Source organism: Pelosinus sp. UFO1 (assembly GCF_000725345.1).
Classification (GTDB): Bacteria; Bacillota; Negativicutes; order DSM-13327; family DSM-13327; genus Pelosinus.
In genome coordinates this window covers 1,702,534-1,715,360 of the sequence record NZ_CP008852.1, presented here as the reverse complement: position 1 = coordinate 1,715,360, position 12,827 = coordinate 1,702,534, and the positions used below count along the sequence as shown (strand labels likewise).

General features: G+C 37.6%; 13 protein-coding genes. All 13 read right to left on the bottom strand.

Annotated features, from left to right (window positions below):
- Nucleotides 1-237: 237 nt before the first annotated feature.
- Complete coding sequence (locus tag UFO1_RS07780; RefSeq protein WP_051788857.1) at nucleotides 238-732, bottom strand: HPP family protein; 495 nt, start codon at nucleotides 730-732, stop codon at nucleotides 238-240.
- A 178-nt stretch (nucleotides 733-910) separates the two neighbouring features.
- Nucleotides 911-2,140 carry a DUF438 domain-containing protein gene (locus UFO1_RS07775; protein ID WP_236639356.1) on the bottom strand — a complete coding sequence of 410 codons (1,230 nt, stop codon included), beginning with the start codon at nucleotides 2,138-2,140 and terminating at the stop codon, nucleotides 911-913.
- Nucleotides 2,141-2,172: 32 nt separating this feature from the next.
- Nucleotides 2,173-2,367 (bottom strand): hypothetical protein, encoded by a 195-nt coding sequence (locus UFO1_RS07770; protein ID WP_038669849.1) that lies wholly within the window; start codon nucleotides 2,365-2,367, stop codon nucleotides 2,173-2,175.
- Between the two features lie 176 nt (nucleotides 2,368-2,543).
- Nucleotides 2,544-2,960 (bottom strand): cell division protein SepF, encoded by a 417-nt coding sequence (locus UFO1_RS07765; protein WP_038669848.1) that lies wholly within the window; start codon nucleotides 2,958-2,960, stop codon nucleotides 2,544-2,546.
- A 187-nt stretch (nucleotides 2,961-3,147) separates the two neighbouring features.
- Complete coding sequence (gene typA / locus UFO1_RS07760) at nucleotides 3,148-4,956, bottom strand: translational GTPase TypA (RefSeq protein WP_038669846.1); 1,809 nt, start codon at nucleotides 4,954-4,956, stop codon at nucleotides 3,148-3,150.
- Between the two features lie 227 nt (nucleotides 4,957-5,183).
- Nucleotides 5,184-6,773: an MBL fold metallo-hydrolase RNA specificity domain-containing protein gene (locus UFO1_RS07755; protein ID WP_038669844.1), complete on the bottom strand. Its 1,590-nt coding sequence runs from the start codon at nucleotides 6,771-6,773 to the stop codon at nucleotides 5,184-5,186.
- Between the two features lie 111 nt (nucleotides 6,774-6,884).
- The gene (murB, locus tag UFO1_RS07750; protein WP_038669842.1) at nucleotides 6,885-7,811 is read right to left on the bottom strand and encodes a UDP-N-acetylmuramate dehydrogenase; all 927 of its coding nucleotides are present in this window, start codon (nucleotides 7,809-7,811) and stop codon (nucleotides 6,885-6,887) included.
- Nucleotides 7,798-8,148 carry a YlbF family regulator gene (locus tag UFO1_RS07745; RefSeq protein ID WP_038669840.1) on the bottom strand — a complete coding sequence of 117 codons (351 nt, stop codon included), beginning with the start codon at nucleotides 8,146-8,148 and terminating at the stop codon, nucleotides 7,798-7,800. The genes murB and UFO1_RS07745 overlap by 14 nt, the downstream gene beginning before the upstream one ends.
- Before the next feature lie 99 nt (nucleotides 8,149-8,247).
- Nucleotides 8,248-9,105, bottom strand: coding sequence for a TIM barrel protein (locus tag UFO1_RS07740; RefSeq protein WP_038669838.1), 858 nt, complete (start codon nucleotides 9,103-9,105; stop codon nucleotides 8,248-8,250).
- A gap of 45 nt (nucleotides 9,106-9,150) precedes the next feature.
- Entirely contained in the window at nucleotides 9,151-9,609 is a 459-nt protein-coding gene (gene trmL, locus UFO1_RS07735) for a tRNA (uridine(34)/cytosine(34)/5-carboxymethylaminomethyluridine(34)-2'-O)-methyltransferase TrmL (protein WP_038669836.1), read from the bottom strand.
- A 106-nt stretch (nucleotides 9,610-9,715) separates the two neighbouring features.
- Complete coding sequence (locus UFO1_RS07730) at nucleotides 9,716-10,108, bottom strand: ATP-binding protein (RefSeq protein ID WP_038669835.1); 393 nt, start codon at nucleotides 10,106-10,108, stop codon at nucleotides 9,716-9,718.
- A gap of 43 nt (nucleotides 10,109-10,151) precedes the next feature.
- A complete protein-coding gene (locus UFO1_RS07725; RefSeq protein ID WP_038669833.1) occupies nucleotides 10,152-11,582 on the bottom strand; it encodes a sodium:solute symporter family protein in 1,431 nt (476 codons plus the stop codon).
- 100 nt (nucleotides 11,583-11,682) lie between these two features.
- Nucleotides 11,683-12,822, bottom strand: coding sequence for a PP2C family protein-serine/threonine phosphatase (locus UFO1_RS07720; protein ID WP_038669830.1), 1,140 nt, complete (start codon nucleotides 12,820-12,822; stop codon nucleotides 11,683-11,685).
- Nucleotides 12,823-12,827 lie beyond the last annotated feature (5 nt).

Sequence of the window (12,827 nt, the reverse complement as noted above, 5' to 3'; positions counted from 1 at the left end):
CCTTTCCTACGCTTATTTTTACTCTTTTGAAGATCCTGCTTTTAACCTTATCTCATTAAGAATCCTTACCGTCCTAGGGTTCTTTGCACTGAATATATATCAGACTAATTTTAATATTTAACTACTAAAAAGTAATGTAGGGAATTCCCTACATTACTAAAGGAAATTCCCTACATTGTTTATTTCAATAAATTCTTATCCAAATAATACATTAACGTTTTTTAAAATATATCGTATTTACCACCAATAATGAGGATATTTGTGCTTTATTACATATTTATTAAAAACCACTGCTACAGCTGCAATCATGATGCTACCAATCAATACCGTATAAAAAACATTCCAATTATTGTGTTCTTGTAATGTCAGAAATATGGTAGTGGCGGCGGCTGGTGGATGATTTACACGAATTAGATGCATGCCAGCCACAATGGCTCCTATTGCTATACCCTGAGACCACCAGTTTGACCCAAAGATAAATGAGCAGAGTAATCCTACAAAAACAGCAAGAACATGTCCGCCAATAATACTTCGCGGCTGAGCAAATGCACTATCTGGAATGGAAAAAACGATATAACATGTTGCACCAAAAGGAGGAATTAGAAAGGCATATCCTGTAATTGCCGATAAATATGCGATAATGCCAATCGCAGAAACACTCCCTAAAGAAGACCAACTAATGTGTTTAAAGTTTAATTTGCGATATAATATTTGCCGCGAAGTAGTATGCATACATGTCCTTATTCCTCTCCGATATCTAATTAAATTCATAGATTTTTTTACAAATAATGCAAATACATCTATATCAGTAAGAAATTTATTATACTCTTTTTCTAGTAAAAAGTAATGTAGGGAATCCCCACTTTAAGTCGTGGGAATTCCCTATTATTGATTGTTTTCTTTTCCTAGCTTAGTCTGTAATTCGCTTTTCTCCCGTGATAGCTTGGATCGGTTTAATATCTTGCGTAACTTCTAAAACTCCAGAGAAATTTCCTTCCCTGTTCTTTACTGCAAAATAACGAATGTATACGAATTTATCTCCCATCTTGATCCAAAAGTCTTCATTGTCCTTTTTCCCGTTTTTAAAGTCCTCAACTATTTTTTCTACAATGTCAGCACTCGCTGGAGGATGGCAGTTTTCTACCTTACGACCTATAATGGTTCGGGTGCGAGGGAAAATTCGATCCTTGGGTGCAGAGAAAAATTTGACGACTCCATTTTTATCAACAAAAGTAATATCAACTGGTAAATGCCGATAAATCAATTCAATTTCCTGAGGTGATAAAACCCCAGTTTCGAACTTAACCTGCCCGCCTGTATTTTCATTGAGTAGATGGATTGATTCTTCCTTTAAATCCTCCCGATATGGTTTCCAGCCACACTGGGGTTCCACTAAGCAATAACCTATTTCATCACTATCAATGAGAGCACGATACCATTCATCTTCTGAAAGTGTCTCCATCGCCATTGGCAGAAATATTTTCTCTTCTTTAAAAATCATTTCTTCGATTTGTACCAATGTTTCTTCCGTTTTAGCAATTAACCCTTCTTTTATAGATGGTTGATAAGCAACAGCTAAGCCTTTTGTCTCTTTTAACAAATTCCTTATTTTATCGTCGACACCCCACATAACTTTGGGCGGTCCAGTAATTTCATACTTTTCCAGGAAGGGAAAGATAAGATCTTCTTTTCTCCGATAATGTTTATCAACATCCCAAAGGAGGTTTAATTTTTCAGTCAACTGTAAGACTAATGCCTTTTCTGTCTGATCTGATGCTTGTTTTAGTTTACTAATAATAGGCTTAATTTCTTGATCCATTAGTTCTTGCAATGCCTGATTTTCTGCGATAAAAATTGCTGCTGGGTGACCTGGGACGACTGTTAATTCTGGATTTTTTTCTAACGCTTCGCGAAAGACTGCAGCATGAACATCACAAAGACGCTGTACTTCTTCCACTGGCAGCCCTTCATTTATCAGTCCTTGTTCAATTAAAGAAAGTTCAGCCGGATCCATACCCACAGCTATTTTATCAAATTTCCCTTTAACTTCTAGTACTGACCTCCCTTGATGAAGTTCCAAAATTATTTCTTTTAAGACTTTCTGCCTATACTCCCGATTATTAATTAGTTCACTCACCATGTACCCCCTCAACAGCTCGCAATCACCGTTTTTTACTTCGCTTTTTTTACTTCTTCAAAAAATTCTTCTTCTGTCTCTTTGATTACCAGTTCATCATTTATATAACCAAAAAATTTTCCTTCATGCTGACCACATTCACCAATACATTCCACCTCTAAATTTCCTGGTACCAATTCTTCTAGCTTATCAATATCTACATCTGTACAGTTAGGGCACACTCGTATCATAGTATCTCCTCCATTATATTTGTAGTTTAATCTCTACGTTAGCATTTCCATGCTTTAATAATTCATACAAAAACAGTGGTAAATACTGAACTATTTTGATTATATAACACAAAAAAGCGCTTTAAACTGGATTGCATTTTTGCATCCAGTTTAAAGCGCTTAAATAAGATTCATGACTAAGGTTTTGTATAAGCGGGTACGGAATAAGCGTACAATTCTTTTTCTATGTCTACATATCCAGGAGCATATAAAAACACAGAATCATCGATTCGCTGTACATTGCCATCTACTATATAACATACACCATTCATAAAATCTTTAATAGCATGCTGCATTTCTATATCGATACCTGTAAAATTAATCACAACTGCCATATTTTCTTTTAGATGATTTGCATATACACAGACATCATCATATGTTGCTGGCGAAGCTACTACCACTTGTAAAGAAGTTGGTTCATTGCTATGTACCTGCAAATTTACAGATTTACGAGCACGTGCTGTATCCAATTCCGACACAACCTTCCCTTGCGTAGCCACTTCTTCCAGTGGCATCAAATAATTTGTCAGCTTATCAATCAATCTAAGCCCCATTATTTTTGCCCCTCCAGATCTTTTCTAAGTCATTTTGACCAAAACTGTTATGATATGCTTTACATTCGACACGTTAGTAAAGATTTCCTGCATTACCTTCATCTTTTTTATAGGATTTACGACATTTTGGGTCACAAGTGTAAAAAAGCGCCCACAAGGGCGCTTTTTTTACTTATATTTATAGAATTTAACTATTTTTGCGTTCTCTACCACGTTGGGTACGACTCAAAATTGCTTTACGTAAACGAATACTCTTAGGTGTAACTTCTACTAGCTCATCTTTATTAATATACTCTAAGGCTTGTTCTAAGCTTAGTATACGTGGTGCAGTTAAACGTAATGCTTCATCAGAAGCACTCGTACGCATATTTGTAACATTTTTCTTCTTACAAGGATTTACATCCATATCCATTTCTCTAGTATTTTCACCGATAATGCTGCCTTCATATACCGTTTGACCAGGTACTATGAATAAGGTCCCTCTATCTTGTACACCAAAGATACCATACCCTGTTGTTTCGCCTGCTTCAAAAGCAACCAATGCGCCACGATTACGTCCAGGAATATCGCCTTTATAAGGCGCATAACCATGGAATAAGTGATGCATGATGCCATTACCTTTGGTAGCAGTCAAAAACTCTGAACGGAAACTAATTAGTCCACGAGCAGGAATCAAAAACTCCATCCGCAAATATCCAGCTACTTCTGTCATGTTGACCAAGTCAGCTTTACGAGTACCTAGTTTTTCCATAACCGCACCCATAAATTCTTGCGGAACATCAATCGTCAAAGCTTCCATTGGCTCACAACGTTGGCCATTAATAGTTTTATAAATAACTTCTGGTTTCCCAACTTGGAATTCAAAGCCTTCGCGGCGCATGGTTTCGATCAAGATCGATAGATGTAATTCACCACGACCCATAACTTCAAAAGTATCTGCACTTTCAGTTTCTCTAACCTGCAAACTCACGTTAGTTTCAACTTCTCTAAATAAACGATCACGTAAATGTCTAGTAGTTATAAATTGTCCTTCCCGCCCAGCAAGAGGACTATTATTAACACTAAAGGTCATCGCTAATGTAGGTTCATCAATATCAATCATTGGCAATGCTTCAGGATTTTCTGTATCTGCAATGGTCTCGCCAATGTTAACATCATCAAGCCCAGTAATTGCAACAATATCTCCTAGAGCTACATCTTGAACTTCTGTACGTTTTAATCCTTGGTAAGTATAAAGACGACCAATTTTCGCTTTCTTTTGTTCATCGCCATTTAATACTAGAACCTGCTGGCCGCTACTAGCTCTGCCACGAATTACACGGCCGATGGCAATACGTCCCACATAATCATCATAATCTAGGGTAGTGACCATGATTTGCAGTGGCCCATCAATCTCTCCTTGAGGAGCAGGAATTTCAGAAACCAACAATTCAAATAGAGGCTCTAAATTGTCACTTTCGTCTTCCATTTTTAATTTAGCAATACCCGCTCTTGCTGCAGTATACACTACTTTAAACTCTAATTGTTCGTCAGTAGCATCTAGTTCCATAAATAATTCAAAAACTTCATCTGCAACATCCTTAACACGTTGGTCAGGACGGTCAATTTTATTAATTACAACAATCGGTTTTAATTTTTGCTCTAATGCTTTTTTCAAAACATATTTCGTTTGAGGCATAGGGCCTTCAAAGGAATCTACTAATAGTAAAACCCCATCAACCATATTCAATACCCGTTCTACTTCGCCACCAAAATCAGCATGTCCAGGAGTATCCACAATGTTAATTTTTACGTCGCCATGCATAATAGCAGTATTTTTTGACAGGATTGTAATACCCCGTTCACGTTCAAGATCGTTGGAATCCATTACTCGCTCGGCCACAGTTTCATTAGCGCGGAACACTCCGCTTTGTCTTAGCATTGCATCTACCAAAGTTGTTTTACCATGGTCAACGTGGGCAATAATGGCCACGTTGCGTAAGTCTGTACGTTTCATAAATTTAAGCCCTCCTACAAAATAAACAAAGAAAGGATGCGTTTTCTACTGCACCCTTTTATTTTCGCATACAAACCACTATATTATACTGTGGTCTTGATGTCAATTACTAATTATTAAAATTTAACAATATATTTACGAATAAAACGCCAAAAATACAATGCTTTTATAGCAGCTTTGTATCTTTGGCGTTCAAAAAATACTCTTTTAAAAACTTAGCAATTCTTTTATTGTTTGCCCAAATGACTTTGTAACTTTTCTATGTTACTCATAATCTCTGTAATCTTATGATTATCAGCATTTCCTAACTGTTCAAGCTGTTTTCGATATTCTGCATATTCCCGGTCAAGTAATTCTAGGTAATCATGCAATTGTTTTACTGCTGGGTCGACCACTTTAGCCTCATCAACTTTCCAAAGTGCTCCATCTAACACTGCAACATCACCATAATTAGGAATATAAGTACTAACGTCTAACTTCTCTTTAATTATTTTAGCAAATGGCTCTGACATTTCTGGTTCCCCGTGTACCAAAAAGATATTCGCAGCCTTTCTTTTAAAGTAGGATAACCAGTTTAATAGTTGTCCTTGGTCAGCGTGAGCAGAGAAACCATCTAACCGATGAATCGTGGCCTTCACACTGATTTCTTCCCCTAAAATCTTCACCTTGCTGGCACCTTCTACCAAACGACGCCCTAAGCTACCTTGAGCCTGATAACCTACAAATAATACGGTAGACTCTGGACGCCAGAGATTATGTTTAAGATGATGGAGAATACGTCCTGCATCGCACATGCCACTAGCCGAAATTATAATTGCAGGCTGTTCCAAATTATTTAAAGCTTTGGATTCATCAGCAGTTTTTGTAAATCGTAATTGTGGCATATGAAGTGGATTATCATGATCCTTAAACAGCATCTCTTTGGCTTCATTATCATAATCTTGGGTATTACGCAAGAAAATATCAGTAGCAGATATAGCTAAGGGACTATCAATGATAACAGGTATATCTGGAATTTTCCCAGCCTTTAAAAGATTGTGTAAATAATATAAAAGAGTTTGCGTACGGCCTACAGCAAAGGAAGGAATTATAATATTTCCTCCACGGGCTACGCTAGTATTGATAATCGTTGCCAAATGTTCTTCTTTATCATAGTCCTCATGCAAACGATTCCCATAGGTAGATTCGACAATGATATAATCAGCCTCATCAATAAAGGTTGGGTCTTTAATTATAGGTTGATTCGGTTGCCCCAGATCACCAGAAAACAGTAGCTTAGTTGTTTTTCCACCTTCTGAAACCATGACTTCTAGCATAGCAGATCCTAAAATATGCCCCGCATCCCTAAAACGCACTGTAACATTAGGCGATATTACTAACTCACTATCATAGTCCACCGGGGAAAAATGTTTTAAGCAAGCATAAGCATCATCAATTGAATATAAGGGCTCTACAGGTTTTTTACCAGCTCTTTGGCCCTTGCGATTCGCAATCTCAGCATCAAATTCTTGAATGTGCGCACTATCAGGCAACATAATTCCGCAAAGTTCATTTGTAACTCGTGTTGCATGAATTGTACCTTTAAATCCAGCCTTACACAGTTTGGGTAATAGTCCACTGTGATCAATATGAGCGTGTGTTAACAATACGCAATCAATCGTTGTAGGATCATATGGGAAATCGCGTCTATTAAAAGCTGTAATTGTTTTTGAACCTTGAAACATTCCGCAGTCTACCAGGATTCTTTGTGTACCTACTTCCAATAAATAGGACGAGCCTGTTACAATTTTTGCTGCTCCCAAAAAAGTTATTTTCATATTGCTCTCCCCCTTCTTACCTGCTATCAGTATATTTCGACAATTAGTAAAGAAATCCTGCTACCCAAGTCCATAAGGCAAGTAAAGACTTAGCTTACGCTAAGTCTTTACTTATTCTTCTCCTAAAATACGTACTTCAGGATGTAACATAACACCTGAATGTTCGTATACACGGCGTTGCACTTCTTCAATTAACAGTAATACATCTTCTGCTGTTGCACCACCAGCATTAATAACAAAACCAGCATGTTTCATTGATACTTGTGCTCCGCCAACCTGAAAGCCCTTTAATCCAGCTTGCTCAATTAGCGTCCCCGCAAAATAGCCTGTGGGACGTTTAAATGTACTGCCGGCACTAGGCATTTCCAATGGCTGCTTGGTCTCGCGCTTTAAAGTATAGTCATCCATCTTCTGGGCAATCATGGGTTTTTCTTGCACATGCAACTTCAATTCTACTTCACAAATAATACAACCATTATCCTGAAATATACTATGTCGATAGCCAAAAGCAAGTTCTGATGACGTATAATGACGTATACTACCATCTGCACAAACACCTGAAACCCCAGTAACAACTTGACACATTTCACCTGAATAAGCACCAGCATTCATAAAGACGGCTCCACCGATACTACCAGGGATTCCGATCGCAAACTCCATACCACTTAACCCACAGCTAGCAGCATAGGAAGAAACATCCGCTAACATAGCGCCTGCTCCAGCGATAACAGTGGATCCTTCATTTCTAATATTAGCCATTTCACTGCCAAACTTCAATACTAGCCCCTTAATCCCTTTATCAAGCACTAATATATTAGAACCATTCCCCAAGATTGTGACCGGTATCTCAAATTGTTTCGAAATGAGCATAATAGCGGATATTTCGTCCATAGTGGCTGGAAAAACCAAGTAATCAGCTGGGCCGCCTATCTTAAATGTTGTATGCTTTGATAATGGCTCATTTAGCAAGAGCCGTGCAGTGGGAATGATTTTATTAAGTTTTAATAAAATCTCCTCAGAATGATCATTTCTTCTCAAAAAAATCCATTCCTTCAGCTACAGAATCACCTAAAATTTTATAGATATCAGCCACTAAACGCTGAAACTTCATATATGACTGCATAAATGCAGATGCTTTGCTGTTGCCAATAATAAGCTGATACATTTTTTGTATTTCTTCTGTTTTTGCCTTATCCTCTGGTTTGCCACCCATCATTTCATATTCTAATTCCATTTGTTTGGCAATAAATTCTTTTACCATCTTTTTAGCTGTTTCATCGGCATCTATACCTTTTTTGACTGCCATAAATTCTGTATATTCTGGTGACTCCTTTATTGCACGCACCAAATCATGAGTTTTATCGTAAATATTCACATTCTACCTCCTGTTTTATAATATGCTAAATACACCCAATTCATACATTATACAATATTTATCTTATAATAGTACAGATATTGTCTGGTAATTACAATATCATTTTGTATTTACCAGCGATAGATATAATTCTTGCATAACCTTTGCGTCTATTCCTTGCGTACCTGCTGATTCGCAAATCACTCGCGGTGTAAAACCACGTTTTGCACACAAAGTAATTAAGGGTTCATGAGGAGGACCAAAATCATCAACAAAAGTCCAGTGACGCTTTTCTCCGCCTTTGGTAAACTCAATGCGACTAAAATGAATGTGTAATTGTTTCGCTACTTCTGCCCCTAATTTTTCACCAATGATGTCAAAAACACTTTCAAATTCTGATTCCGTAATATACTGCCCACCTGAGACTGCATGTAAATGTCCAAAATCTACGGTGGGCGTAACCCATTTAGACATAGAACAAATATCTACCACTTCTTCTAATGATCCCAATTGATTTTGTTTTCCCATGGTTTCTGGACAAAGATAGACACCAGTGAATCCTCTTTGTTCCATGAGTTCTAATACGGCACTAAAGGCACGTTTCACTCTCAGCATTGCGGCTGTACGTGTTTGCTTTCCTGGTCCTCCCATATGAAAAACAATACGATCCGCCCCAATCCAACGAGCGACCTCTAATGATCTCATAAAATGGTTTTGTGTATTGGCAGTAATCTTCTCATCTTCCGTAGCCAAACTAATGAAGTAGGGCGCATGAATACTTAGCTTTATTCCATATTTTTCCGCCTGCCTTCCAATTTCTCTGGCTGTTTCTTCTTTTATATGTACTCCTCGACTACATTGATATTCATAGGCAGTAAGTTTTTGTTTACCTAGCCAAGCTGGCATATCTACTGACGCCTTATATCCAGCTTCATAAAATGCATCCGGATTACCTGCCGGACCAAAGTTAGCATACAACTTTCATCACCGTCCTTTCTTACTGTAATGAGTACGCTCAGCTCTTTACTTTAATTTTGCAAACTGTTGTTGACGAAGGGCTTCGTATACAACGATTGCTGCAGCATTCGATAAATTAAGCGATCTCGCATCATCCACCATAGGAATCCGAATGCAGTTTTCTGTATTCTCTGCCAATAGGGCTTCCGGCAGACCAGCTGTTTCCTTCCCGAAAACTAAAAAATCATCTGGCATATACTGAATGTCGGTATAATGTTTATCCGCTTTTGTCGTATTAAAGTAGAAATTATGCCCTTTATATAATTCTACCACTTCAGCAAAGTTTTCATGACAAGATACTTTTACTAAATTCCAATAATCAAGACCGGCACGTTTCAAATACTTATCCTCAATCGAAAAACCCAATGGTTTTACTAAATGCAGTTCGCTATTTGTTGCTGCACACAATCGAGCTATATTACCAGTATTACCAGGAATTTCAGGTTCAACTAAAACAATATGCATTATTAACACCTCTATTATATCTTTACCAAATATTTAACTCTTAAAAAGAATTCCACAGACTAAAATCAAAATCCTACCTGTAAAGGTAGGATAGATATTCTCGTTCTTAACTGTGTATCAAACGAGGAATGCAATGTACACAGACCCAATCACTTTCTCCCTTAGATTTAATCGGTAGTAAAGGTCGATCATTCTCCGTTACACCACATAAAGAACATTTCATAATATGATGAAATTCTGGTCGATTGGCGATGGTCTTTTTATGTTCTTCCACCGCACGCTCGTCAAAGTCCTCAGAGATGCGTTCCTCAGTAGTTAAGGCTCCTGTTGGACATACACCCAAGCAGTAACCAGCACCGTCACACAACTCCTCACGAAGTACTCGCGCCTTGCCATTATAAATCTCAATAGCTCCTTCCGCACAGGGAGAAACACATTTGCCACAACCAGTACATAACTCATCACTAATTTTAACAATTTTTCTAGTAACCTTCGCCATACCCATCCCTACCTTAGAATATATTTTTGACTATATCGTTTTTTTATATAGTCTGCTTTTCCTTCTTTTCTGGATATATATACATCATAAATACCATGATGATAATTGTCAAAGCAATTCCCGTAGATTGGGCATTCAATATTCCTATTCCCTTTCCTCCATTGCCAAACTGTAATACTACCGTAGTCAATACACCTGTAATAGCACATAAAAAAGCTGCTGTAGTAGAAGGCCTGCGAGAAAACAAGCCAAACAATAAAGGTGCTGTCAGCGACACTGACATTAATGAATAAAATATAGATAATGCTGTAATGATATTCGGCAAAAGCAGGGCAATACCAATACCAAGTACTCCAGCTACTGCTGTTACAATGCGGCTCATCTTTAATAATTTTTCATCTGAGATGTCAGGCTTAATGAAGGTTTTATATAAGTCCTTTGTAAAAGACGTAGTAATCATATACAAAACCGCATCTGCCGCACTTACTTCCGCTGAAAAAATAGCTGCTAAGGCAAACGCAGAGGCCCAAAATGGCATAAACTCTTTCATCACAATAGGCATTGCCAATTCCCTTTCTGATAGGTTAGGAAATGCAGCAAAAGCGCACATTCCTAATATTACGGGAACTATGGCGAAACCAAACTGTACCAATGCATTAAGAGCCGTACCTAGCCTTACTGTAGCTCTATCCCGAGCCCCATAAACCTTACCAATTAGCCCTGGGGAAATAAAAAAAGAGGGAGTCAACATCAAAAAGTAACCTATTATCATCGAAATCCCCATACCATCAAAACTCATATACGCATCTGCCTGACTCTGATCAGCAAAGTTTTGGGAAACTAAAGTAGTAAGACCATCCCAACCACCTACATAATGCAAAGCAAAGGGTACTGCCAAGAAAAAGCCAATAAACTTTACAATAATTTGGATACTATTTACAACAGTTGCAGCTAAAAGACCTCCTGCACCAAAGTACAGAACAACCACAATCGCACCAACCAAAATGCCCACAGTCTTACTGGTCCCCGCAACAGCCGTTAAAATCCAAGCAATTCCCATTAGCTGCCCTGCAAAAATAGCAACTGTTCCAAGGGCCATCATAAGAGATATCAGTCCACGGAAATTTCGATTATAACGATGATCAAGATAATCCCCTAATGTATATAAGTTATACTTTTTTGCCACTTGCCAGATAGCTGGCCCAACAGCAAATGCTAGTATCACGGACCCTACTGCAGAAGAAGCAATCCACCACCACGCAGAAATCCCAAATTTGTAACCTACTCCAGCCACACCAACAGTAGACCCAGCACCAATATTGGGAGCAATCAGGGTTGTAAAGAGCAGTGCAGGCCCTAATTTTCTTCCTGCAACGAAAAAATCAGAAACGCCTTTTACTTTTTTTGTTGCAATAAACCCTACGGCAACCAAAACACATGCATATGCAACAATCGCTAATAAATATGGATTCATCAACACTTTCTCCTTTTTTCACAACAAATAACCTAAAGTTTTGATACTAACTGTAACAATCAAAACTTTAGGCATTGTAAACTGCAATAAATATACTATATTATTTCATACAAATCAACATAATCGCCATATCATGGTTAACTTCTTCATTTTGAACATTACCAAAAAGTTTAAAAATGATATCAAAAAAATCACTAGGGTTTTCTTTTATAATTTGCTGATAGGTTATAAAATTATTTGCCAAATCATCGTATACTCCCAAACTATCTTTAAAAGATCGATCTTCAAGCAATCCATCCGTATAGGTCATAATGATATCATCTGATTCCAACTCAATATTATGTAAGTTATAGGCTTCATTATCTTCCATACCCAAAGGGAAATTACTTTCTCGCAAAATTTGCACTGTTTTATCTTTAACACGAAACACCATAGGATAAGGCTGTCCTGCATTGGAATAGAATAAAGTGTTCTCATGAATCTTACCAACAAACGCAGTTAGTGAATAATTGCTTTGGGTAATTTTATAAAAGGTTTGATTCATCCATTTAAGCACCTTCTCGGGAGATTGAATAAATTGGGCACAATGATGAAACTCAACTTTTAGCATCGAGGACAACATCGCTGCCGAAACACCATATCCTGAAACATCTGCCATGATGAACCATGTATCTTCGCCAATTTGAAAAGATTCATAAAAATCACCACCAATTTCTTGGGATGGAATATATTTACCATACATGGTTGCACTAGACATGTCCTGTTTTTCCTTGAGCATTGACTGTTGAAACAAATTAGCCATTAACAGTTCTAGTTTCATTTTTTCGTTTAACGTTCGGATTGTTTTTTGTTGGTCATAGCTGATTAGTGCATTTTTAACCTTCATAGGTAAAATCACATTCATTTCTTTTGGTTTTAAAGGCTTGGTAAAGTAATCATAAGCTCCAAGTGTAAGGGCTTTACTGATACTGTCAATATCATCAATAGCCGAATATACAATGACGGGAATATCTTTAAAATCCTTTTCCTGCTTCATGTCATGCAATACTTCAAATCCATCTTTTAACGGCATCATCAAGTCAAGAATAATTAAACTAATTTCCTGCCCTGCAATTATATCCAATGCCTGCATCCCGTTTTCAGCATCTGTAAACGTCACTTCTTCCATGCCTTTTAAGGCTTCCCTCAGAATTGTCCGGTTAAATAGGACGTCGTCCACAATTAGGATATTGTACCCCATACACT